Below are 25285 nucleotides of genomic sequence, written 5' to 3'. Positions count from 1 at the left end.
GGCCGTGCGCATCCTGGTGTGTCCGCACGACATGCAACTCGGCGGCAGCTCGATCAACGCCGTGGACCTGGCCCGCGCGGTCCGCGACCTCGGCCACGAAGTGTGGGTGATGGGCCGTCAGGGCCCGCTCCGGCAACGGGTGGCCGCCGCCGGGCTGCCACTGCTCGCGCTGCCCGAGCGGGCACACGTACGGCCCTCGCCCGCGGTCTCCCGCACGATCGCCGCGGCGGTGCGCCGGCACCGGATCGACGTCGTGCACACCTACGAATACTGGCCGCTGGTCGAGGCGTTCCTGGGCGCGTTCGTTCCCCGCGGCACGCCCGTGCTGGGCACGATCATGTCGATGGGCAGCCTGCCACCGTACTTCCCGCGCACCGGCGTGCCGTTGACCGTGGGCTATGGCGAGCTGTACGAGGAGACCGGCGAACTGCGCGGCCTGGAGGGTGCCCGGGTGCACCTGCTGGAGCCGCCGGTGGACACCGCGATCGACCACCCGATCACCGCGCCGGCAGCCGGCGGCGAGCCGGACGTCGACGTCGACGCCTTCGCCGCCGAACACGGCCTGCTCAAGCCCGCACCCACCGTGGTGGTGGTCTCGCGGCTGGCCAGGCACCTCAAGCAGGAGCACCTGGAACGCACCATGGACGCCGTCGCCCGGCTGGCCCCGGAGCTGCCCGGGTTGCGTCTGGTGATGGTCGGCGGCGGCTCGATCGAGCGCGAACTCCAGGCCCGGGCCGCGGCCTTGAACGGCGACCTGGGGCGGCGGGCGATCGTGCTGACCGGCGAGATGGCCGACCCGCGCCCGGCCTACGCGCTGGCGGACGTGGTGGTGGGCATGGGCAGTTCCGCGCTGCGCGGGATGGCCTTCGGCAAGCCCACCATCGTGGTCGGCGAGCAGGGCTTCGGCAAACCGGTGACACCGGAGACGATCGGCGACTTCGACGCGCTCGGCTTCTACGGTCTGGGTGCGGGCCGGGTGCCCGTCGAGCAGGACCCGCTGGTGGGCCAACTGTCCGCGCTGCTGCTGGATCAGGCCGAACGCGAGCGGATCGGCACGTGGTCGCTGGACCTGGTGCACGAGCGCTTCGCACTGGAGGGCCAGGCCGCCCGGCTGGTCGAATGGTACGAACAGGCCCGCCTGGAGCGGCCGGTGGCCCGCGGCCGGGTGGGCGAGGCGGTCCGGGTCGGCGGGCGTTTGGTGGGCTTCAAGGCGAGCCAGCGCGGCCAGGCGCTGCGCGCACGCACCCGCGGCCCGCGCGGAGCCACGACCGGATGACCGAGCCGACCGGCCGGTCCGGGCTGACCATGCTGCACGTCGGGGCGTTCTCCGGGTCGGTACCGGCGTTGCGCCGGGCGCTGGCGGAGCGCACGGCGGTCGAGGCGCACGACCTGATGCCGCTGGCCCGCGCGCCGGGCCTGGCCGGCGCACGGCTGCGGGCCGTGCGCGAGGCGCGCCGGGCCGGGCCCGGGACGCCGTGGACCAAGACCGACGCCTGGACGGCGGCACTGGACCGCAGGGTGCGGGCGCGCGGACTGCTCGGCCCGCGCCGCCCGGTGCTGATCGTGCAGACGCTGCCGGCGCTGGTACCGCCGGCGGGAGTGCGCTACGGGGTGTACACCGACCGGGTGGGCCTGGAGGGCGCGGCGGTCGGCGGCGTGCACCGATCCCGGTACACGCAGGGGTGGTTGGCCCGCGAACGACGGCTGTTGCTGGGCGCACACCGGGTGTTCGTGATGGGACCGAGCACGGCCGACGTCCTGGTCGCCGAGTACGGCCTGGCTGCGGACCGGGTGCACGTGGTGGGCGCGGGCACCAACGCGGCGCCCGCCGCGGCGGATTCCGGCCCACGCGCGGCGGATCCGCCACGGCTGCTGTTCGTGGGCACGCAGTGGGAGCTCAAGGGCGGCCCGACCCTGCTCGAAGCCTTCGCGCGCCTGCACGCCCGCGACCCGCGCCGGACGCTGACCCTGGTCGGCAGCGGGCCCGACGGCCCGCTGCCGCCCGGCGTGCGCGCGCTGGGGCGGGTGCCGCATGCGGCGATGGGCGCCGCGTACGACCGGGCCGACGCGCTGGTGATCCCCACGCACATGGAGGCGTTCGGGATCGCCCTGGTCGAGGGCCTGACCCGCGGCCTGCCGTGCGTGGCCTCCACGGTCGGCAACCAGCCGTGGATCGTGGGCGACGCGGGGATCGCCGTGCGGCCGGGGGATGTGGACGCACTGACCGAGGCACTCTCGCGGCTGACCACCGACTACGCCGCCTTCCGCGCGCGGGCGTTGGCGCGCGGCGCGGAACTGCGCGCGACGATGACGTGGCCGTCGGTCGCCGAGCGCATTCTGACCGAGCTGAGCGGTGGTTGACATCCGTCTCGTCCCCATCTGAGATGAGGGCCATGGAGACGCTTTTCGAGCACGCGGGCGGACACGAGGGTCTTCGCCGGTTCATCGACATCTTCTACCGCAACGTTCTGGCCGACCCGCTGCTGCAACCCCTCTTCGGCTCGGGGCGCCCGGAGCACGTGGACCACCTGACCGCCTTCACCGCCGAAACGTTCGGCGGCCCGGACGACTTCACCCGGAACATGGGCGGATTCCTGCACCTGATCGAGGTGCACCGCGGCCTCAGGATCACCGAGGAACAGCGCCAACGCTTCGTCGACCTGTACCTGGCCGCCGCCGACGCGGCCGAACTGCCCTCCGACGCCCCGTTTCGGGAGGCGCTGCGCTCGCACGTGGAGTTCGGCACCCACGTGGCCAAGCAGAACTCGCACGCCGAGACCGACGACGAACTGCACCCGCTCCGTGAAGTCCCGCACTGGGACTGGCCGCCGACCGACTGACACCCCGCCCGCCGGCCGTGGTCCGGCCCGCACCCGAGCCGGACCACGGCCGGGGGGCAACGAGACCCCGGCCGGTTGGCGGGCAACGAGGCCGCGGCGGTTCGCCCGCTGCGACCGACCGCCGCCCGGTTACCCCCGGCGGCGGCGCAGCGCCGCGCGCTCGTAGACCTGGGCGAAGCCGTCGAGCATGTGTCGGCGGGTGAAGCGGGACAGCGCCCGTTCCCGGCTCGCCGCGCCCATACGGGCCCGCAACGCGTCGTCGGTGAGCAGTTCCCGGCACGCCATCACCAGGCCGCCCCGGTCGCCCGCGCGCAGCAACCGCCCGGTCACGCCGTCCGCGACCACGTCGGTCACGCCACCCACCGCCGTACCGACCACCGGTACGCCCGCCATCATCGCCTCCGCGACCGCGAGCCCGAAGCCCTCGTAGTGCGACGTGGACAGGAACAGGTCGGCCGCGTCGAACGCGTCGCTCAGCCGCGCCAGCGGCGGGACCACCCGGACCTGCTCGCCGACCCCCAACTCCTCGATCAGCGCCGGAATCTCCGGCTCCTGACGGCCGATCACCAGGAACACCACCGGCGGACCGGCGCCGCCGAGCTTGCGCACCACGTCCGCGCCGACCCGCACCATCAGCGGGATGTTCTTCTGCGTCGCCCGGCCGACCCCGACCACGACCCGCGCCTCGCGCGGGATGCCCAGCTCGGCGCGCAACGCGAGGCCCGCCGCCGGGTCCGGCACATGCACCGGAACGCCCAACGGCACCAACGGGATCCGTTCCGGCCGCCACCCCACGATCGCCGCGGTCGCGTCGCGCACGTGGGTGGAGTGCGCGAACGGGCGGAAGCCGGCCGCCTTGACCATGCCGACCTCGATGCCGTTGGTCAGCCGCGAGTGCAGGCCGTCCTTGAGCGGCTCGTGCACCTCCAGCACCCGGGGCATCCCGGGGGAGCCCAGGGCGGCGGGCAACGAGAGTCGGGCCGTGCCGCTGTGCGCGTGCAACACGTCCGGCCGCAACTCGCGCACCCGCGAGGCGATCCGCAGCCCGAGCCGGATCTCGTCCTGCGGCCGGGTGGGCCCCTCGTGGTCGAGGGCGTGCACCGTCACATGGGCGCCCAACTCGTCGAGCCGATCCTCCTCCCAGGCCGGCCTGGCGATGATCGCGTGGCAGTCGAAGCGCTCCGGGTCGAGCCCGGCCAGCACCTGCCGGCTCACCTGCGGGATCCCACCGCCGACGCTGAGCCGCCACACCACGTGCACGAGCCTGATGCGATCCTTCACGCTTCCCCCCGAGCCGGCCGCAGCCGGCGATCCCTGACCCGGCGGGCCGCGGACTTCGCGCCCAACAGCGCGCCGCCCGCCCCCCGGGCCACCAGCCATGTCGTGTCGTATCGATCGGTGGCGCCGAATCGGTGCTTGAACTCCTCGGCCCCACGCAGCAAATCGAAGGTCCGGACGCCGCGGGCGGCCAGCGCGGTGAGTGTCTCGTGGAACAACACCGTGCCCAGACTCGCCTTCGCGTAGGCCGGATCCCAGCCCAACTGGTAGTAGGCGAAGGTGTCCTGCCACAGGAACCCGTACAGGATCCCCACCGGTCGGCCCGCCGGATCGCGGGCGACCAGCGCACACGGCCCACGATCGGCCGCGGCGCGCGCCGCCAGCGCCGCGTGCAACGGGCGCCGGGTGGCGTCGAACGCGCTCGACCCGCCGATCGCCTCCCGGCGCAACCGGTGCAGCCGCAGCAGGTCGTCGAACAGCCCGGGGGTCATCGCGTCGGGTGCCACCCACGTGAAGGTGATCCCGTCCTCGGCCAGCTTGCGCGCCTTGCGCCGAACTCCCTGCCGGTGCCGGGCCGAGCCGAGCGCGGCCGGGTCGGCGGGCATCACCGGGCACGCGGTGCGTTCGATCTCGCGGGCGCCGGGCGGCAGGAACGGATCACCGGTGCCGGGGTCCAGGTGCGGGAAGACCATGGTGCGCCGCCGGGCGAGCGAGGCCAGCCAGGCCCGGACGTCCTGGTGCCGGCGCGGATCGACGGCGAACCCGCAGTGGTCCGCGGCGCCGGGCCCGGTGCCGAGCAGCGTCCAGCTCAGCACGCCGCCGGGCAGCCGCGGATGCAACCGCTCACGGGTGCGCAGCAGCGGTACGACCGCCTCCGCGGTGCCGTCCTCGGCGCGCCACACGGCCACCACCGCGCGGCCGGCCTGCTCCCGGCCCAGCGACTCGGTCCAGCCCAACACCCAGTCGGGCGTGGTGAAGTACGACGTCCCGGGCGTCGCGGCCACCAGCGCGCGCCAGGACGGAACGAGAGCCGCCAACTCGCCGGGCGAGCGCAACAGCGTGGGCAGAGCAAGCACGGTGATCCCCCCGGATCTGTCCGTCGACCGGATCCGGCGCTTCGCCGACCCGAACAACCCGCCGATTCAAGCAGGTCAACGGCCGCCGCGCAGCGCGTGCAGGGCCGGATGCAGCCCGGACAGGATCGTCGCGAAGCGATCCGGGCGAGTGTTCGAGCCCACCCGCAGGCGGGAGATCCGCAACGGATGATCCGGCAGCCGAGGCCCGAGCCGGTGATCGAACAGGAAGCCGGTGCGGTAGCCGAGTTCGGCCAACAACCGCTCGGCCCGCACGTCCCAGTTCCCGTTCGGATACGCGAACGAACTCGGGGCCCGACCGAGCAGCTCGGTCAACCGCTCGTGCGCCCGCACCACTTCGGCCCGTACGTCGGCGTCCGAGCACCGGTCGAGCAGCGGATGGGTGAGCGAGTGGTTCTCCACCCGTACGCCGCCCGACTCCAGGGTGCCCAGGTCGGCGCCGGTCAACTGCTCGGTCCGCACCGGCTCGTGACCCTCGCGCAGGGCCGCGAGCAGACGCAGACGCCGCTCCTGCGGCACCGTCTTCAGGTACGCCACCCACCCGCTCGGCGACCGCTCCGGCTCACCCGCCACTCGCGCCCCGGCGGCGACCAACCGGTCCGCCTCGTGCCACCAGAACGGCGTCCCGGAGTCGATCGCCGAGGCGACCACGTAGGCCACACCCGGGATGCCGCGCTCGCGCAGCAGCGGCAACCCGTGCTCCAGGATGCTGCGTTCACCGTCGTCGAAGGTGAGCAACACCGCCTTGGCCGGCAGCGCGCGCCGCGTCGCCAGCGCCGTCTCCACCTCGTCCAGGGACACCGGCCGGGCGATCCGGCGTAGCCGGTCCAACTGCCCCGCGAACGTGTCCGGATCCGAGATCCCGTGATACCCGAGCACCGCGAGCCGCAGCCGGGCGCGATGCGCGAACCACACCTGCGCCGGGGAGCGCCGCAACAACGCGTCGCCCCCGGACCGTACCGAGCCCACCATCGAACCGCCCACCCAAGCCTCCCCAGCCCCGCGGCTCCCGCTGCCGGAACCGTAACAGCGGGGTCGGGTCCCGTCAGCCGGTCGCCGAACGTCCGTCCACGGGCCGTCACCCGACGTCCGACCACCGGCCACATCGGGGCAAGCCGGCGAACCCCGGATATCGGGGAACATCACGGACGACTCGTGGACGGATTGCGAAACACCCTTCACGCGTGACCCATCCGGCCTAATCTGGTCGGCGGGTGACTCGTGTCCCGGCCGTGTGGGGGCGGGGGACGCCGGTTGGGCACAAACGTTCCGATGCCGCTCACATCGGGACCGCGAGGTGGGGGCCGGGCGATGGTCAATCGTGCATCGACCCTGCACGCCGAACAGATCGACAGCGATCTGGCGCGTGCGTGGGACGAATTGGTGGCAGGACGGGGGGTCCAGGCAGACGTCTTCGATACTCACGCGTGGACGTCCTCGTGGCTGACGAGTCGCCCCGAACGGACCGAACACGTGCGCATACCCGGGGTATTCGCCGCCGGCCGCCCGCTGGCCCTGCTCCCGCTGGAACTCGACGCCGGCGGACGCGCCCACGAACTCGGCCGCGGCCAACGCGAACGCACACGTGTCGTATTGGGCACCCCCGAGCCGCAGCCCGCCGTCCTGCGCCAACTCGTCGGCGAACTGCGCCGGATCGGCATCCGGGAACTGACGCTGTACCGCATGCCCAGCCGGGACCCGGCCACGCACGCCCTCCTGGCCGCGCTGCGCGAGGCGGGCTACGCGGTGGACGTGCGCGAACGCATGACCGACATGATCGAGGCCACCCCCGACGGCTGGTCCGGCTATCGGACCCGACACCGCGGCTTCGACAGCGCGATCGCCCAGACCACCCGGCGGGCCGGACAACTGTGGACACTGCGGGTGGCGGCGTTCGGCGCGCCGGGCACCCCGCCGCTCGCGGCCGGCCTGGCCGACCACGACGAACTGTTCGACCTGAGTTGGAAGGGACGACTCGGCGCCTCGCCCGAGCGCCGCCGGTTGCTCACCCGTGCACTCGACGCGCGTGGCATGGCCCGGCTGTACGTGCTCTACGCCGACGACCGCGCCATCGCCTCCTGTCTGGGCGTGCGCATCGGTCCGGTCGTGCAGTGGCACACGATCGCCTACGACCCGGCCGCCGCGATGCTCTCCCCGGGCAACGTGGTGCATTGGCGCGCCCAGGAACTGGCTTTCGCCGAGGGCGGTCTGGCGTTGATCGACCTGCTGCCCGGGGCGAGCCCGCTCAAGGACCGGATCAGCACCGAACGGCCCGCGCTGCTCGACGTGTGCGCCGCCCGGGTGCCCCGCCGGGTGTTGCCGCTGCTGCGCGGCGCCCGCGAGATGCAGCGTGCGGTCCCGATCGCCGCCCGGGCCCGGATCCGCAGCCTGCGCGCGCGAGTGAGCACGGTCGACGCCGGCTCCTCCGGCACCGCCCGCCGACTCGAGGCCAGCCCCGCGACCGAGATCCCGACCCGGGCCGGCGTCCGGCTGACCCTGGACCAACCCACGCTGCGCCTGTTGGCCGTGGCCTGCGCGCGCAAGGGCCCGCAGGAGATGCGGGCCGACTGGGGGCCGGACGACCGCTGGTACCGGATCGGCACCGGCCCGCTGGCGGTGGCCCGCGTCGACCACCACGAACCCGTACCCACCCTGCGCGAGGTCGTGCGCTACGACCCCACCTACACCCTGGAGGCGATCGCGCTGATGCTGGCCGACCTGCTCGCGTCGCCCGTCCGCTACCTGGACGAGGTGCCCGTGCGCGACCCGCGCCTGCGCTGGCCCCGCGCGTGGAGCCCGCCGACCGCCGAACCCGCCCCCACCGACGCCGAATCGGACCCGCCCGGAGCCGCCGTCGCCGGCACCGGCCCGCGCGGTGCGCTCAGTCGCGCCGAGGGGGCCTGATGCGGGCCCGCCCGATGCACCCGCTGGAGATCGATCCCACCTTCGCCGCGTCCTGGGACCGGCTGGTGGCCGCCCGCGGCGTGCACGCCGACCCGTTCGACACCCACGCCTGGTTCGCCTCCACCCTGCACGGCCACCGCGACCCGCTCGACGACATCCGTGTGGTGTCCGTGCTCGACGACGCCGACCAGCCGCGTGCGCTGCTGCCGCTGGAGCGCATCGGCGCCGACCGATGGGGGATCTTCTCGGCACACCGCCGACCCCGCAGCCACGTGGTCGTGCACCCCGACGAACCGCACGGCGCCGACTCGATCGCCGACGCCCTCGCCCGCGCCGGCATCCGCGAACTGCGCCTGCACCGGATGCCCAGCCGGGATCCGGAGACCCACCGGCTGATCGCCGGACTACGCGCGTGCGGCTACACCGTCAACGCCCGGGAGAAGGCCTGCGACATGCTCGCCGGCGTCGAAGGCGGCTGGGCCGGCCACAAGGCCCGATTCCGCAGCTTCGACCGCTACGCGCACCGCTTCGCCGCCCGGGTGCGCGCGCACTGGGACCTGACCGTCGAGGAGACGGCCGGCGCCGCGACCGCGCGCGACCCGGACGCCGGATTCGCCATCTACACCGACCTGTTCGCCCGCAGCTGGAAGGGCCCGCTGCAACCTGCCGCCGCCGAGGCCCGCCGCGAGCTGATCGCCCGCGCGGCCCGGCACGACTGGGCCCGGCTGTACATACTGCGCGTGGACGGCGTACCCGCCGCGATGCACCTGTGGTTCCGCCTCGGCGACGTGGCCACCTGGCACTCCACCGCCTACGACGAGCGCTTCGCCGCGCTGGGCATCGGCACCGTCGTGCAATGGCAGGCCCAGGAACGGGTGTTGACCGAACCCTGGCCCGCCGGCAGCAGCCCGCGCCTGGTCGACCTGATGCCCACCCGAACCCCGCAGAAGTTGCGACTGGCCCCCGAACGCCCCGCCCTGTGGGACATCGAGGCCGTCCGCGACCGACGCGTGCTGGCGGCCACCCTGCCCGCCCGCGGTTTCGCCCGAGCCACCCGGATGTCGGTCGAACAACACCTGCGGGTACGCCGTGCCAAGGCCGCCGACCCGGCGCCGACCCCGGTCGCCGAGACGGTGATCGCGCCCGCCATCAACCCACACGGCGAGCCCGGCCACAAACTCGACCCGGTGCACGAAGCCGGCGTCGAGGACAACCGCCCCATCGCGCTGGCGTGCGGCTACCGCGGAACCGACGTGGTCGACGGCGGCCGGGCTCGCGGCGAGACGTGGTGGCTGGTCGGCGAGGAGCCGCACACCCTCGTGCACCTGGCCGCCGACCGCACCGTGCACACGGTCGCCGCACTGGGCACCCGGGACCGACCACGCGTGTGGGAGCCCGGCGAGGCGGTGCGCAGCGTGGCCACCGCCCTGGGTGAGACCCTGCGCCTGTACGTGCTCGACCCCGCCGGCAGCGCCGGCACCCCGCTTCGTCAGGAATCCGAACCGGTCCCGTGGCCCCACGCCCGCACCGCTCCCGCCCCGCACACCTCGAAGGGCACCACCCGATGACCGCCATCAGCGGCGACCGCGTGCGCGCCACGCTCAAACGCGGCCTGGCCGCCACCGCCCTCGCCCGCGATCCGGCACCCGGCGCGACACTGCTCATCTATCACCGCGTCGGTGGCGGCAGCCGCGACGAACTCGACCTGCCCGCAGAAGCGTTCCGCACCCAGCTCGACCTGCTCCCGCCCGCGCACGTGGTCTCCCTCGACACCGCGGTGGACCGGCTCGCGGCCGGCGACCCGACGCCCTCGATCGTGCTCACCTTCGACGACGGCTTCGCCGACGTGTACGCCAACGCCTGGCCGGAACTGCGGGCCCGCGCGCTGCCGTTCACCCTGTACCTGGCCACCGGCTGCATCGGCGAACTGATGCGCTGGGAGGGCTCCACCGGCACCAGCGGCGGATCCGCCGCGCTGAGTTGGGACCAGATCGCCGAACTGACCGAGTCCGGCCTGGCCACGATCGGCAACCACACCCGCAGCCACGCCCGCCCCGAGGCACTCACCGCGGCCGAACTCGACGACGCCTCCGACGACATCGAACGCCGACTCGGGCTGCGCCCGGCCCACTTCGCCTATCCGTGGGGGATCGCCGTCCCGGACATGGAACACGCCCTGCGCTGCCGGTTCCGCAGCGCCGCCACCGGCGTGCTCGGCCGCAACCTCCCGGGCTGCGACCCGATCCGGCTGCGCCGGGTCCCGGTCCGGCGCACCGACCCGCCCGCGTTCTTCCGCGCCAAACTCGGCGGCCGGCTCGCCCAGGAGCGCGCCTACGCCGCCGTGGTCGGTCTGGGCAAGAGAGCCGGTGCGCATGCGTGAGCCGCGCGGACCGGGCGGTCGACCCCTGCGGGTCGCCCACCTGACCACCATCGACATGAGCCTGGCCCTGCTCCTGCGTACCGAACTGGAGGAGGACGTCGCGGCGGGCTTCGAGACCTACGGGATCAGCGCCGCCGGCCCCTACGTTCCCGAAATCGAGGCACTGGGCGTCACGCACGTGCCGCTGAACTCGCTGACCCGCGCGTGGAGTCTGCGCAGCGACGCCGCCGCCGCAGGCGAACTGGTGCGCACACTGCGCCGATTGCGCCTGGACGTGCTGCACACGCACAACCCCAAGACCGGTGTGCTCGGCCGGATCCTGGGCCGTGCGACCGGTGTCCCGGTCGTGGTCAACACCTGCCACGGCCTGTGGATCCGGCCCGGCGACCCGTGGGCCCGCCGGGCGTTCGTGCTCGGCACCGAGGGCCTGGCCGCCCGCGCCTCGCACGCCGAGCTGTACCAGAACGCCACCGACCACGCGACGCTGCGCCGGGCCGTGCCCGGGTGGCGCTCGCGCGTGGTCGGCAACGGTACCGATCTGACCCGCTTTCGACCCGACCCCGTCGCTCGGGCGAGCGTTCGGCGGGCACTGAACGTGGCCGAAGACGAACTACTCGTGGGCGGAGTCGGGCGGCAGGTCGCGGAAAAGGGCATCCTCGAATACGTGGAGGCAGCCGGACTGCTCGCAGGCAAGGCCCGATTCGTCTGGATCGGCCCGGAGGACCCGGACAAGGCCGACGCGGTGTCCCGCGCCGTGCACGGCTCCCGGGTCGAATTCGTCGGTGCGCGCTCCGACATGCCCGCGGTGTACAACGCGCTCGACGTGTTCGTCCTGCCCTCGCACCGCGAGGGCTTCTCACGATCGGCCATGGAAGCCGCGTCCTGCGGGCTGCCCATGGTGCTCAGCGACATCCGCGGCTGTCGGGAGATCGGCACCCACGGTGAACATCTGCTCCTTGCACCACCCGGCGAGCCCCGGTTGTTGGCCGCCGCGATCGACCGCCTGATCACCGAACCGGACCTGCGCGCCGAACTCGGCGCCGCCGCCCGGCTGCGCGCTCTGGCCGAATTCGACCAGCGCAGGGTGGCGGGCATCTCGATCGACACCTATCGGGCCGTGGCCGGGCGCCGCGGCCTGGGTTGGACTTGACGCACAACGGGCGACGGCCGGTGAGGGAGACACCGCCGGCGCCCGAGACACGCAACACCGAACGCCACACCAGGGGAGGGGCATGGAATGCGACGACTGTTCGACATCACCGTGGCCGTGCTGGCATTGGTTCTGATGGGACCGGTCCTGCTAGCGATCCACGTGATGATCCGCGCGACCATGGGTGGGCCCGTACTGTTCCGCCAGACACGCAGCGGCCTGCGCGGCCGCGACTTCGAGATCCTCAAGTTCCGCACCATGCACGACCCGCGCTACCCGGACGAACCCGACGCCACCAGGATCACCCGGACCGGGCAACTGCTGCGCACCACGAGCCTGGACGAACTGCCGCAACTGATCAATGTGTTGCGCGGTGACATGGGCATCATCGGGCCGCGGCCGACGCTGCCGAGCCAGGTGGTGCACTACACGCAACGCCAGCGGGGCCGGCTCGACGTGCGACCGGGGTTGACCGGTTGGGCCCAGGTCCAGGGGCGTAACGCGCTCAGTTGGCCGGTGCGGATCGAATACGACCTCTGGTACGTGCGCAACCGCAGCGCCCGGGTCGACCTGGTCATCCTGTGGCGCACGATCGGCGTGTTGCTGCGGCCGACCGGGATCACCGCCGCCGGCGGGGTCAATCCGGGCTTCCCGGTGCCGATCGCCAACCTGCCCCAGGAGGATCCGGGGCGCGGGGCCGCGGCTCGGCCCGGCACCGTACGGCAGGACCGGGGCGAGACGTTCCCGCTGCCCAGACCCATCGTCTGGTCCGCGCCGATCACCCACTCCCCGGTCGACCCGACCCGGATGTTGCCACCGCAGCGGCCGGCGGGTGAGTCGTTGGCCGAAGAGGTCTCCTGACGCCGAAGCGGCCGGATGTGCGGATGTCCGTGCTCGATCGTGGGGATCGAGCACGGACGTCACGCCGTCAGGTGCCGGGGTGCCCGGGGAGTTCGGGGAGGCCGGTGGGTTCGGTGACCTCGGTGCGCCCCGTGCTCGGGATGCATCAGGCGGAGCCCGGAACCCCCGCCCGGGACGCGGCAGATGTGGTCGCGGACGATCCCGTTGCGGCAGTCGGATCCGAGCCCGACACGCGTGCGCCCCCGGAGGCCCCGGCCGACGTTCCGGCCCCGGTGCCGCGTGATTCGGTGCCCGCGGCAGCGGTGGCGTCCGCAGCAGGGTCGCCCGTCGTGCCCGGAGTCCCGCCGCCATGCGACGAACGGCGCCGCGAACGCCCGCCCGGTCGCAACGATCTGCTGCGACAACCCTCGGAACAACCCGCGTGGGCCCGCCCGTCGAGCCAGCACCCGCAGCAACACCAGCAGCAGCACCACGAGTTCGAGCAGCGCGAGCCACGCGATGCCCCGGTCGCCGCTCCAGAAGTCCGTGCCGAAAGGATTCGCGGCCGTTGTGCTGCTGATCGTGCCCTCCCACGGAACAGGTGAGGCCGAGGCCACCCGAAGATCAGTGAGCATTGAAGCAGTTGCGCAGCGTATTCGAAAAACCTGAGGCGATATTGCGCAAAAGGCTTTCGAGAATCATCCGACACCGTTTCGGGGGTATGGAAGGACATCCGCGCACCGCGTCGACCGCATGCTCGACCGGCCCCGTGTCCACCTGCTGTAAGGGCTGTGACCTGCACATACAACGGGATGCCCAGGGCTCGTCCACACCTGCGCGGCAGCGGCCCCCCGGACCGCCCGTCCCGCTTTTCTCATTTTCTGGAAAATCCCGCAACGAACTCGAAACGGGATTCCGGCAATCCTGCACGCGGATCGACAAACCTGCGAATCGACGTGACATTCCCCTTGCCTGGGAAATATGTGCGCCGTGTTGCGGCGATTCCACAAAATAGACGCGGAGCCGTCCGCGCGACACGGATCTGAGCATCATCTGAGGTTTCACATGCGGAGACTCGGGTGAATCCGGCATCAGCCCCACAAGCCCTGAAGGGGCCATGACGGACAATACGACACCATGCGCCGGCAGCCCCGCAATTGACCGGAAACCAACCGGCAACCGACCATGAACGGCCCCGCAGCCGACCCGTGAACCGCTCCGCGGCCGACCCGGAACCATGCCGCAGTCCACCCGGAGCCCCCCGCAGCCGACCCGCGACGCCCCCGCCCTAAACGCCCCCGCGCGCCAATCGTGCCCGCAACTCCGGATCCGGACCGGCCGTCGCCGCCCCCGCCAGCAACCCGACCGCCACCAACACCACCGGAAACTCCGCCACATAGTCGATCGACGCCTGCGCCACGAACGCCGTGAACGTCGCCGACCCGACCACCACCACCGCAACCGGTTGCGGCGAGCGCCACAACCGCACGTACACCCACCCCACCAACGCCACCAGACACAGCGCGCCGGGCAGCCCCTGCTCGGCGCCCTGCCGCAACCACAACGAGTGCGCCGAGTGCACGTCCGCGTCCGAACTCGCGGTCGGACTGTTCGTCACGAACATCCCCGGGCCCGTCCCGCGCAGCGGGTGACTTTTCGTCAGATGTACGCCGTCGCCCCACAGTTGCACCCGACGCTCGGTCAGACCGGCCTCGGCGGCGCCCTCCAGGCCACCCGTGCGCGTACCGAGCGCCCCGAGCACCACGGTGCCCAGTGCCACGCCGACGACACACACCGCCGACACCAGCACGACCGTGCCCTTGCGCTGCACCGCCGCCGACGACAACCCGGCCAACAACACCACAAGCGCACCGACCGCCGCCGCCACCGAACGCGTCGCGAACGCAGCGAGTACCAACAACCCGGCCAATAACAGGATTTCACCCCGTCGCCGATCGGATGCGGCGACCAGCGCGGCCAGACACGCGGCACCCACCGCCTGCGCCACCAACGCGCCGTTCGCATTCCCGTAGTGCAACGGTGGCGCAGTCGCGTCCCCGCTCAACGCACCCGGCCACAACAGCAACATCCCCGCCACCGCGCCGGCGACCACCGCCGGCGGCAGTAACGCCGAACGCGCGCCGAGCAATCGCCCCAGCACATACCCGCCGACCGCGGCCGACAGCGCGAACAAGAACGCCTCCGGCTCACCGGCCCGATTCGCCGCCGCCATCAGTGCCCACATCGCGGTCGTCGCGACCACGGCCGTGCCCAGCAGATCAAGCCGGGACAGATACCGCGTCGAACCCCGGACCCGATGGTCCCCTTCCCGGTCAGCCCCCATCGCACAACCCGCTTCCGCTCGACGATCCGGACCCACCCGTACCGCGCCCGCGTGCGCGTGCGCTCATCCCGGCCGCCCGGCGATGCCAGGATGTCCCCCATGCCGCTCTACATCTGCGGGGCCGGCGGCGTCGGCCGCGAAGCCCTCGACGCCGCGCTCGCCTCCACGCTCACCGTCACCGCGTTCCTCGACGACGCCCGCGCCGGCGAGAAGGTGCGCGGCCTGCCGGTGCTGCGCCCGGGCGAAGTCGACTCCGGCGACTACCTGGTCGGCATCGCCGCCCCGGCCGCCCGCGCCCGACTGGCCCTCCTGCTCGACGAACGCGGCCTGCGCGCCGTCACCCTCGTGCACCCGCGCGCGGTGATCTCGCCGGAGACCACGATCGCCGCCGGCTGCCTGATCCAGGCCAACGCGCACGTCTCCAGCAGCGTCACGCTGGGCCTGCACGCGCAGGTCCACTACAACGCCACCATCGGACACGACGCCGTGCTCGACACACGCAGCACGGTGTACCCGGGTGCGAACATCTCCGGCAACGTGCACCTGTGCGAGGACGCCACCGTCGGCAGCAACGCGGTGGTCCTGCAAGGGCTGACCGTCGGCGCCGGCGCCTTCGTCGGTGCGGGCGCCGTGGTCACCCGGGACGTACCGGCGGGCACCACCGTGGTGGGCTCACCCGCTCGACCGCTGCGCCCGCGCGAGGAGCGGCTCAGCTGAGCCGAGACCGGAACCACGCGACCGTCTGCGCGAGTCCGTCCCGCAACTCGACCGGCTCCGCGGTCGGGAACAGCGCGCGCAGGCGCGACCCGTCGGCCTGCGAATCACGCACGTCGCCGGGCCGCGGCGGCACGTGTTCGACCTCGACCGACCGCCCGAGCACCTGCGTCAACAAGTCGATCAACGCGTTCAGCGAAGTCCGCGAGCCGAACGCCAGGTTGACCGGGATGTCCGAGACCACCCGGCGCAACACCGCGTCGGTGAGCACAGCAGAGACACTGCCGATGTTGGTGAAGTCACGCGTCTGTTCGCCGTCGCCCTGCACGGTCAGCGGCCGACCGGCCAACGCCGCGTCCACGAACCGCGGAATCACCGCCGCATAGGCGTGATCGGCCGGCTGGCCGGGCCCGAACACGTTGAAGAAGCGGAACGGCAGCACCGGCAGGTCGTAGCAGTTGCCGTACGCGAGCAGATACGACTCGGTGGCCAACTTGCTGACCGCGTACGGGCTCAGCGGCGCGGTGCGCATGTCCTCTCGCTTGGGCAACTCGCGATTGGCGCCGTACACCGACGACGAGGACGCGGCCACCACGTGGATGTTCCCGGCCCGTCGAGCCGCCTCCAGCACCTCCAGCGTGCCGGTCGCGTTGGCGTGATGGCTGGCCAGCGGCGCCTCCACCGACCGGGGCACCGAGGGCAACGCCGCCAGGTGCACCACCGCCTCCGCGCCCGCGAACGCGTGATCGAGCAACTCCGGCTCCAGGATCGATCCCTGATGGAACGTCACCTTCAGGCCGGCCAGACTTTCGAGCGACCCCGTGGAGAGGTCGTCGACCACGTGCACGTCGCGCACGACGTCGTGGTCCTGCAACGCGGCGGCCAGATTCGAGCCGATGAAACCGGCGCCGCCGGTGATCACTACCTTCACAAAGTCCCCCCGGACCATCGTGCGGAACCATCCCCGCCGGTGCCTGTGTTTCGAACTCCCCCAAGTCCGACCCGAGGCCGGCCCACCCCCGGTTCCCGCACTGTACCCACGGCCCGCTTCACGAGAGGGCAAAACCCGGACAACAGGCCGGAACGTGCGCCACACTTTCCCCTATCTCGGACCCGGGACACCGCCCCGGGAACGAAGTTGGGGTGGGGGACACTCATGAACATGCCCAGGCCACGGCTGCGCAGAGCAACGATTCCAACGCTGTTCGCGTTGTTGCTCGCGCTCACCGTCGCGGCTCCGAACACACCGAAGGCATCCGCGGGGCCCTGTGACGCACCGGTCACCAACGCGGTCGTCTGCGAGAACAGCAAGACCGGCAACGCGCGGACCGAATGGGACGTCAGCGGCGCCGGCAGCACCTCCATCCAGGGCTTCTCCACCGACATCAGCGTCAACGCCGGTGGCCAGATCAAGTTCCGAATCGACACCACCGCGAGTTCCTATCGCGTCGATATCTACCGGCTCGGTTGGTACAACGGCAGCGGCGCCCGCAAGGTCTACACGATCCCCGCCTCGGCGGTGACCCCACGTCAGCAGCCGAACTGCGACACCGACAACCTGGTGACCGGACTGATCGACTGCTCGAACTGGACCGACTCCGCGTCCTGGACCGTACCCGCCGACGCGGCGTCGGGCTACTACATCGCCAAACCCACGCGCACCGACGGCTCTTCGGGCGCGAGCCACATCCCGTTCGTGGTCCGCAACGACGCATCGCACTCGGCGCTGCTGATGCAGGCATCCGACACCACCTGGCAGGCGTACAACGCGTACGGCGGCAACGACCTCTACACCGGACAGCCGGTGGGTCGGGCGTACAAGGTCAGCTACAACCGGCCCTTCACCACGCGCGCCGACAACCCCGCGGACTCGCTGTTCAACGCCGAATTCGCGATGTTGCGCTTCCTGGAACGCAACGGCTACGACGTCACGTACTCGACCGGTGTGGATACCGATCGACGCGGCCAACTGATCAAGAACCACCAGGTGTTCCTGTCGGTGGGCCACGACGAATACTGGTCCGGCGCACAACGGGCCAACGTCGAGGCGGCCCGCGACGCGGGCGTCAACCTCGCCTTCTTCTCCGGCAACGAGGTGTTCTGGAAGACCCGTTGGGAGAACGGCGGGATCAACGGCAACGGCCCCGCCCACCGCAACCTGGTGGCGTACAAGGACACCCACGCCAACCAGTCGATCGACCCGCTCGGCCCGTCCGTGTGGACCGGCACCTGGCGCGACCCGCGCTTCTCGCCACCCGGTGACGGCGGTCGACCGGAGAACAACCTCACCGGCACCATCTTCACCGTCAACTGCTGTACGACCGACATGAACGCCAACGGCGCCGACGGCCGGCTGCGACTGTGGCGGAACACCCGCCTGGCCACCCTCGGCCTCACCGCACAAACGACGCTCGGAAGCGGAACCCTCGGCTACGAATGGGACTCCGACCTGGACAACGGCGCCCGACCCGCGGGCCTGATCCGGCTCTCCACCACGGTCAAGTCCGGCATGTCGGTGCTCCAGGACCAGGGTTCGACCTACGCCGACGGCAGCGCGAAGCACAGCCTGACCCTGTACCGCGCACCCAGCGGCGCCCTCGTCTTCGGCGCGGGCACCGTGCAGTGGGCGTGGGGCCTGGACGTCTACCGGGTCGGCGCCAACGGCACCGTGGACACCGCGATGCAGCAGGCCACGATCAACCTCTTCGCCGACATGGGCGTGCAGCCCGGCAGCCTGATGACCGGCATGGTCGCGGCCGTCAAGAGCACCGACACCACGCCGCCCGTCTCGACCATCACCGCGCCCACCAACGGCGGCAGCCTGCCCGCGCACAGCAACGTGACGATCACCGGCACCGCGACCGACACCGGCGGCAAGGTCGGCGGCGTCGAGGTCTCGGTGGACAACGGCGCCACCTGGCATCCCGCCACCACCGGCCGGGAGAGCTGGACCTACGTGTTCACCACCGGCCCGGGCGGCTCGCTCACCATCAAGACCCGGGCCACCGACGACAGCGCCCGCACCGAAACCCCGTCCGCCGGCGCCACCGTCACCATCGGCGGCCCGCCGCAACCCGTCGTGTGCCCATGCACGTTGTGGACGCCGACCGACCAACCCTCGTCCGGGCCCGACCCGGACACCGCCGCCACCGAACTCGGCGTCAAGTTCCAGCCCGACCGGGCCGGCTTCATCACCGGAATCCGCTTCTGGAAGGACGCCGCGAACACGGGCACCCACACCGGGACGCTGTGGTCCTCGTCCGGCACCCCACTGGCGACCGCCACATTCCCCGGCGAAACCGCGTCCGGCTGGCAGCAGGTGAACTTCGGCCAGCCCGTACCGGTCACCGCCGGAACCACCTACGTGGCGTCCTACCAGGCACCCAACGGCAGATACAGCGCCGACCAGGGCGGCCTGAGCGCCGCGCACATCCGCGGCCCGCTCACCGCGCCGGCGAGCAACACCGCGGGCGGCAACGGGGTGTACCGCTACGGCACCGGCTTCCCGACCTCGACCTGGAACGATGCCAACTTCTGGGTCGATCCGGTGTTCACCACCTCCGCCACCACCCCGACCGGCCCCGCACCCGTGGTCACCGTGACCACCCCGGCAAACGGAGCGATCACCGCCCCGGTCGGCGGCAACCTCACCGCGACCTTCGACCTCGCGGTACAGCCCGCGACGATCGTGTGGTCGCTCACCAAGTCGGACGACAGCACCGTCGCCGGCACCGCGAGCTACAACGCCGGGACCAGGACCGCAACCTTCGATCCGACCGCCGACCTGGCCCCGGGCACGTCGTACACGGTCACCCTCAGCGGCGCGCAAACCGCCGAGGGCACCCCGATGGCTCCCCGGACCTGGTCCTTCACCACGGCCGGCGGCACGCCACCGCCGACCTGCAACCCCTCCTGCACGATCTGGCCCGCCACCGCGACGCCGGCCGTGCTCTCCGACACCGACACCACCGGCATCCAACTCGGCGTCAAATTCAGCAGCACCGTCCCCGGCACGATCACCGGACTGCGGTTCTACAAGGGCCCCGGCAACACCGGCACGCACACCGGCACGATCTGGTCCACCCAGGGCAGCATCCTGACCAGCGCGGTCTTCGGCAGCGAAACCGCCACAGGCTGGCAACAGGTGAACTTCACCCAACCGGTCCAGATCGCCGCCAACACCACCTACGTGGCCTCGTATTACGCCCCCCAGGGCCGGTACTCCTCCACGGAGGGCGGCTTGACCGCGGCGGGCGGCACCGGGCCGATCAAGGCAGCCGCGTCCGCAAGCGTCGGCGGCAACGGCGTGTACGTCTACGGGACCGGCTTCCCCACCAGCACCTGGAACGACAGCAACTACTGGGTCGACGTCGTCTTCACCACCAACTGATCACAGCGGTACCGGGCTTCCCGACAGGCTCGACACCGGGCCCCGAAACCGACCGACCGACCGACCGACGCGCAGCGGTACCGGATCCCCCGAGCGGCCCGGCACCGAGCACCGAACCGGCAGCCGGCGGCATCGATCCGCCGGCCGCCGGCCTCGGGAGGGCACGGCGACCCGACTTCGGCGCGCCGTGCGCACCTCCCGACCACACGAACCGACCGTCATGCCATTGAGGAGCACCAACTCGATGAAGGCTGCCCGCGCCAAGACCAGATCGGGTCACCGACAGCGCAGAGGGACGTGGACGAGCATTGCGTTCGCCGCGATCGGCGCGTTGCTGTTCACCTTGTTCGCACCGATCACCGCGGCCCAGGCCGCGCCATGCAGTCCGTGCTCGCTGTTCGCCGGCGCCGCCCCGACCGGCGCCGTGACCGACACCGACGCGGTGGCCGTCGAGGTGGGGGTGCGCTTCAGGCCCGCCGGCAACGGCACCATCACCCAGATCAAGTTCTGGAAGGACGCCGGCAACACCGGTACCCACACCGGCCGGATCTGGAACACCACAACCGGCACCGCGACTTCGGTGACCTTCATCGACGAGAGCGCGTCCGGCTGGCAGACGGCGACCTTCACGCCCCCGATCCCGGTCGCCGCCGGGTCCACCTACATCGCCTCCTACGTCGCACCGGTCGGCCGCTACACGGTCACCGACAACTTCTTCGCCACCGACCACACCGTCGAACAACTCGTCGCCCCGGCGAGCAACGGCACCCAGGGCAACGGCGTCTACACCTACAACCCCGGCAGCGGCATGCCGACCGACTCCTACCAGGCCGGCAACTACTGGGTGGACGTCTCCTTCGTGCCCGGCGCCGACACCACGCCGCCCACGGTCACCCAGACCACACCGGCCGCGGGCGCCACCGGAGTGGCCACCGCCGCACCACTGTCCGCGACCTTCAGCGAGCCGGTACAACCCGCCACCGTGCAGTGGGCGGTCGGCCGAACGGGCGGCCCGGCCGTCACCGGCACCACCACGTACAGCGGCAACACCGCGACCTTCCAGCCCACCACGGCGCTCGCCGTGTCCACCGGCTACACCGTCACGGTCAGCGGCGCCAAGGACGCCGCCGGCAACACCATGGCCGCCAAGTCCTGGTCCTTCACCACCGGCACCGGCAGCAGCCAGTCCGTGGAGACCAGCATCTGGACCGGCCCGGTCAGCCCGAGCACGCCCAACCAGACCGACAACAACAGCGTCGAGGTCGGCGTCAAGTTCCGCACCGCCACCGACGGCCAGATCAAGTCGATCAGGTTCTGGAAGCTCACCGGCAGCACCGGCCCGTACGCGGTCAGCCTCTGGGACAAGAACACCCAGACCCGCCTGGCCACCGTGCCCAACGTGAACCGGACCGGCAGCGGTTGGCAGACCGTGGACCTGCCCACCCCGATCACCGTGCACGCCGGCGTCACCTACGTCGCGTCCTACTTCGCGCCCAACGGCAACTACCCGGCCAACACCGGCTCGTTCTCCCAGCCCGTCGGCAACTCGATGATCACGGCCCTGGCCGACGGCGTCGACGGCGGCAACGGCGTGTACAAGTACAACGCCGGCAGCGTCTACCCGACGGACAGCTGGAACGGCAGCAACTACTGGGTGGACGTGGTCTTCAGCACCAACGCCGAGGACACCGTCGCCCCCGCGGTCACCGACATGACGCCGACACCGAACGCCAACGGCGTGCTCTCCGGCATCCAGCCCTCGGTGACCTTCAGCGAACCGCTCAAGCCCACCGGCCTGAGCTTCGTGCTCAAGCGCAACGGCACGGTCGTGCCCGCCGAACTCGAACTCGACAACCCGACCACACCGACCCAGCTCACCCTCAAACCGGACGCCGAACTGGCCTACGGCACGCCGTACACACTCACCGTGAGCGGCATCAAGGACCGATCCGACAACGCCATGCCGGATGCCACCTGGAGCTTCACCACCGGCCAGGCCCCGCCGACGCCGCCGTGCGACGCGCCCAACACCGGCCCGATCCTGGTGATCAAGGCCGACTCCAACCCGTTCAGCTGCTACTACACCGAGATCCTGCGCAGCGAGGGCCTCAACTCGTTCGCGGTCAAGGACGCGAGCACGGTCACCGCGACCGTACTGAACGGCTACACCACCGTCGTGCTCGGCGACTTCGCCCCCTCGGCGCAACTGGTCACCGACCTCACCACATGGGTCAACGCGGGCGGCAACCTGATCGCCATGCACCCGCGCGCCGCCCTGGCCGGCCTGCTCGGCCTGGGCACCTCCGGCGGCTTCCAGGCCAACCAGTACATGAAGGTCGACAGCGGCACCGCCGCCGGCGCCGGCATCTACAGCCAACTGAGCATGCAGTACCACGGGCCGGCCGACGTCTGGACGGTCCCCGGCGGCGTCGGCACGGTCCGGGTCGCGGATCTGTACACCCGCACCGGCACCAGCCCGCTGGGCCCGGCCGTGACCACCCGCACCGTGGGCAGCGGCACCGCGTCCGCGTTCACCTACGACCTGGCCCGCTCGATCGTGCAGACCCGCCAGGGCAACCCGGCCCAAGCGGGCGTCGAGAACGACAACTTCTCCGACAGCGGCGGCCCGCTGATGCGCGCCGACGACATGTTCTACCCGGACTGGATCGACCTCAGCCGGGTCCAGGTCCCGCAGGCCGACGAGCAGCAGCGCCTGTTCGCCAACCTGATCGAGCTCGGCAACCGCGCCAAGGCCCCGATCCCGCGGACCTGGTACCTGCCCGGCAACGCCGCCACCGCCGCGCCCGACCTGCTCAAGGTCGTGATGGTCTCCACCGGTGACAACCACGGCCAGAACCTCAGCGACATGCAGGGCAGGGTGACCCGCTACAACAACAACAGCTCCGACCCGGCGTGCGCGAGCCCGATCGCCGCGCTGCGCGACGCCGCGGTACGGAACTGGAAGTGCATGCGCGGCACCATCTACGTCTGGGGCCCGGGGCCGCAGGGCACCCAGGCGCCCTCGGTGTCCGACGTCCAGAACTGGACCGCGCAGGGCTTCGAGATCGCCCGCCACGTGGACCAGAACGGCAGCTGCCCGCAACTTCGCGCGGGCGCGTCCCAGACGGACATCAACGCCGGGCTCGGCGCGGTGTACGAGAACAGCCTGGACGACTTCACCCGCTACGCGCCGCTGAAGCCGACCACCAACCGCACGCACTGCCTGACCTGGCCCGACTGGAGCTCGAACGCCGCGATCGCCCGGGCCAAGGGCATCCGGCTCGACACCAACTACTACTACATGCCGGATTACTGGAAGAACACGTGGGGCGGGCCGCTGATGAAGGCAAGCCCCGGCTTCTTCACCGGTTCCGGCTTCCCGATGCGATTCACCGACCCCAGCGGTCAAATGATCGACATCTACCAGGGCACCACGCAGATCAACGACGAATTCCAGCAGGTCTATCCGGACACGTTCGACCAGCTCGTCAACGGCGCCAACAACGACGGCTTCTACGGCGCATTCGTGATGAACAACCACACGGACTCGGCGAGCGCCAACGGCGGAGTGGGCAACGTGGGCCAGCTCGACATCGAGCAGGCACTGATCGCCTCGGCCAAGGCGAAGAACGTCCCGATCGTCTCGGCCAAACAACTGCTGGACTGGACGGACGCCCGAAACGCCTCCACGATCACCGGCCTCAACCGGGTGGGCAACTCGGTCACCTTCACGGTCAACCAGAACGCGGCCGCGACCAACCTGATGACGATGTTGCCCACCACCGGTTCGGGCGGCACCGCCCTCACCGCGCTCTCCCGCGGCGGCTCGGCGGTCACGTTCCAGAAGACCACCGTCAAGGGCATCGAGTACGCCGTCTTCGACGGGACCTCGGGCGCATACACCGCGACCTACGCCAATCCGGTCGCGCCGCAGATCGCCCAGGCCAAGGCGGCCCCGGCCGCGGACGGCTCGGGCACGCTGACCTGGACGACCGACGTGCCCTCGACCACCGAGATGCAGCTGGGTACCAAGCCGGACCAGTTGTCGATCACCCAGAAGAGCGTGGAGACCGCGGGCGAGCACAAGGTGGCCCTGGGCGCGCTCAAGCCCGACACCACCTACTACTACCGACTCACCTCGGAGAACGCGAAGGGCGAGCGCGGCGTCTGGCCCGCCCCCGACGCCAAGCCCGCGGAATTCCGCACCCCCAAGGCCGACCGCAAGGCGCCGGTGATCAGCGACGTCTCGGTCAAGACCTGGCCGGACGGCAGCGCCGACCTGACCTGGAAGACGGACAAGCCCACGACCACGTCGGTGCTTCTGGGCGACACCCCGACGTCGGTGCGCCCGGTGTACGCGGACCGGAAGCAGTCGACCACCGAGCACCACGCCAAGCTCGGCCACCTCGGCTCGGGCAAGACGTACGCGTACCGCCTCGCGGGCGTCGACGCGGCCGGGAACGAAGGCACCTGGACGGGCGGCGGCGGAAAGAAGAAGGACACCGCGCGGCTGGTGATGCCCAGGCCGGGTGTCGCCGAGACCGGCGCCTTCGACTTCACCAACGGCACCGTGTCCGGGGGAGCGGTGAGCGGCGATCGGCCGGACGCGCTCACCCTGGACAGGGCCGCGACCGGTACCTATCTGTCGAAGCCGTTGGACGCCGGCCGGATGGTGACCTGGCTGGCCGGTGACTGGCAGGCCGAGATCCCCAAGGGCAGCACGCTGCGGGTATCGGTGCGGACCGGCACGACGGCCGTCCCGGACGCGAGCTGGACGCAATGGAAGGACCTGTCCCGACCGGGTGACACGGTCGGCAGCGCGTCGCGATTCCTGCAATACCGGGTGGAGCTCACCGGCGACGGTCGCGCGCTTCCCACCCTCAAGGGAATCGGCTTCACCCACGACGGCACGGTTACCACCACGCCGCCGGTGACCGAGGCGGGACCGAACACGCTGCCCGGCCCGAAACCCGTGACGGGGAAGGGGCGTTGACCCTCGGCTGAGCCCGCGGGGACGGTACGCACGGCCGGGCCCGGAGCGATTTGGCGCTCCGGGCCCGGCCGTGTACTGTTGCGAAGTCCGCCCGGGAGGCGAGCAAATCCATGATCACCGATTAGGCGATCGGGAATGCGCTCCGCTAAAGTCTACGGGCGCCGCCAAATGCCTCGGGGAATGCAAATTCCCGACGCCCGAAGCGGTGAGCAAAGCAGGCCGGAAGGACTGCTAGGCTCAGCGGGCCGGAAGCGGAAGAAACGCAAGTTTCGAAAGCGGAAGGCACGAAGCGAAGGACGAAAAGCGGGTCGCAAGATCTGCTAGAGTCCGGGAGGCGGAAAACGCGGGAACGCGGTGG

The 25285-nt window shown here is 71.5% G+C and carries 16 protein-coding genes; 11 read left to right on the top strand and 5 right to left on the bottom strand.

Annotated features, from left to right (window positions below):
- Positions 1-4: 4 nt before the first annotated feature.
- From ACZOOI_RS03860 to ACZOOI_RS03850, 3 genes are read left to right on the top strand one after another with little or no spacing between them, the layout of a single operon-like run.
- Complete coding sequence (locus ACZOOI_RS03860; protein WP_465279403.1) at positions 5-1276, top strand: glycosyltransferase family 4 protein; 1272 nt, start codon at positions 5-7, stop codon at positions 1274-1276.
- Positions 1273-2361, top strand: coding sequence for a glycosyltransferase family 4 protein (locus ACZOOI_RS03855; RefSeq protein WP_465279402.1), 1089 nt, complete (start codon positions 1273-1275; stop codon positions 2359-2361). The genes ACZOOI_RS03860 and ACZOOI_RS03855 overlap by 4 nt, the downstream gene beginning before the upstream one ends.
- 32 nt (positions 2362-2393) lie before the next feature.
- Positions 2394-2840, top strand: coding sequence for a group II truncated hemoglobin (locus ACZOOI_RS03850; protein ID WP_465279401.1), 447 nt, complete (start codon positions 2394-2396; stop codon positions 2838-2840).
- A gap of 129 nt (positions 2841-2969) precedes the next feature.
- Here the strand turns inward: ACZOOI_RS03850 and ACZOOI_RS03845 are convergent, their stop codons facing one another.
- Genes ACZOOI_RS03845 through ACZOOI_RS03835 form a run of 3 tightly spaced genes read right to left on the bottom strand, consistent with a single transcriptional unit; the run spans position 2970 to position 6196 of the window.
- On the bottom strand, positions 2970-4121 hold the full coding sequence (locus ACZOOI_RS03845; protein ID WP_465279400.1) for a glycosyltransferase family 4 protein: 1152 nt from the start codon (positions 4119-4121) through the stop codon (positions 2970-2972).
- Positions 4118-5251 (bottom strand): GNAT family N-acetyltransferase, encoded by a 1134-nt coding sequence (locus tag ACZOOI_RS03840; RefSeq protein ID WP_465279399.1) that lies wholly within the window; start codon positions 5249-5251, stop codon positions 4118-4120. The genes ACZOOI_RS03845 and ACZOOI_RS03840 overlap by 4 nt, the downstream gene beginning before the upstream one ends.
- A gap of 18 nt (positions 5252-5269) precedes the next feature.
- Positions 5270-6196, bottom strand: coding sequence for a polysaccharide deacetylase family protein (locus ACZOOI_RS03835; protein ID WP_465279398.1), 927 nt, complete (start codon positions 6194-6196; stop codon positions 5270-5272).
- A gap of 327 nt (positions 6197-6523) precedes the next feature.
- Between ACZOOI_RS03835 and ACZOOI_RS03830 the strand changes: the two genes are divergently transcribed.
- The 5 genes from ACZOOI_RS03830 (at position 6524) to ACZOOI_RS03810 (ending at position 12507) form a co-directional block, all read left to right on the top strand.
- Positions 6524-8116: a GNAT family N-acetyltransferase gene (locus ACZOOI_RS03830; RefSeq protein WP_465279397.1), complete on the top strand. Its 1593-nt coding sequence runs from the start codon at positions 6524-6526 to the stop codon at positions 8114-8116.
- Entirely contained in the window at positions 8116-9684 is a 1569-nt protein-coding gene (locus tag ACZOOI_RS03825; RefSeq protein ID WP_465279396.1) for a GNAT family N-acetyltransferase, read from the top strand. Before ACZOOI_RS03830 ends, ACZOOI_RS03825 begins: the two co-directional genes overlap by 1 nt.
- Entirely contained in the window at positions 9681-10496 is an 816-nt protein-coding gene (locus ACZOOI_RS03820; RefSeq protein ID WP_465279395.1) for a polysaccharide deacetylase family protein, read from the top strand. The genes ACZOOI_RS03825 and ACZOOI_RS03820 overlap by 4 nt, the downstream gene beginning before the upstream one ends.
- Positions 10489-11646, top strand: coding sequence for a glycosyltransferase (locus ACZOOI_RS03815; RefSeq protein WP_465279394.1), 1158 nt, complete (start codon positions 10489-10491; stop codon positions 11644-11646). Before ACZOOI_RS03820 ends, ACZOOI_RS03815 begins: the two co-directional genes overlap by 8 nt.
- An 87-nt stretch (positions 11647-11733) precedes the next feature.
- Positions 11734-12507 (top strand): sugar transferase, encoded by a 774-nt coding sequence (locus ACZOOI_RS03810; RefSeq protein WP_465279393.1) that lies wholly within the window; start codon positions 11734-11736, stop codon positions 12505-12507.
- 1267 nt (positions 12508-13774) lie between these two features.
- On the opposite strand, the gene ACZOOI_RS03805 is transcribed toward ACZOOI_RS03810, so the two are convergent.
- The gene (locus ACZOOI_RS03805; protein ID WP_465279392.1) at positions 13775-14830 is read right to left on the bottom strand and encodes an O-antigen ligase family protein; all 1056 of its coding nucleotides are present in this window, start codon (positions 14828-14830) and stop codon (positions 13775-13777) included.
- Positions 14831-14929: 99 nt separating this feature from the next.
- On the opposite strand from ACZOOI_RS03805, the gene ACZOOI_RS03800 reads away from it, so the two are divergent.
- Positions 14930-15547: a NeuD/PglB/VioB family sugar acetyltransferase gene (locus tag ACZOOI_RS03800; RefSeq protein WP_465279391.1), complete on the top strand. Its 618-nt coding sequence runs from the start codon at positions 14930-14932 to the stop codon at positions 15545-15547.
- Here the strand turns inward: ACZOOI_RS03800 and ACZOOI_RS03795 are convergent.
- Positions 15540-16475 (bottom strand): NAD-dependent epimerase/dehydratase family protein, encoded by a 936-nt coding sequence (locus ACZOOI_RS03795; RefSeq protein ID WP_465279390.1) that lies wholly within the window; start codon positions 16473-16475, stop codon positions 15540-15542. The genes ACZOOI_RS03800 and ACZOOI_RS03795 overlap by 8 nt on opposite strands.
- A 231-nt stretch (positions 16476-16706) precedes the next feature.
- On the opposite strand from ACZOOI_RS03795, the gene ACZOOI_RS03790 reads away from it, so the two are divergent.
- Entirely contained in the window at positions 16707-19934 is a 3228-nt protein-coding gene (locus ACZOOI_RS03790) for a N,N-dimethylformamidase beta subunit family domain-containing protein (protein WP_465279389.1), read from the top strand.
- Between the two features lie 244 nt (positions 19935-20178).
- The gene (locus ACZOOI_RS03785; RefSeq protein ID WP_465279388.1) at positions 20179-24927 is read left to right on the top strand and encodes a DUF4082 domain-containing protein; all 4749 of its coding nucleotides are present in this window, start codon (positions 20179-20181) and stop codon (positions 24925-24927) included.
- Positions 24928-25285: the final 358 nt, after the last annotated feature.

The organism is Embleya sp. L77, from assembly GCF_055557415.1.
The sequence above is the reverse complement of the archived record's forward strand: the minus strand, read 5'-3'. Positions and strand labels throughout refer to the sequence as shown.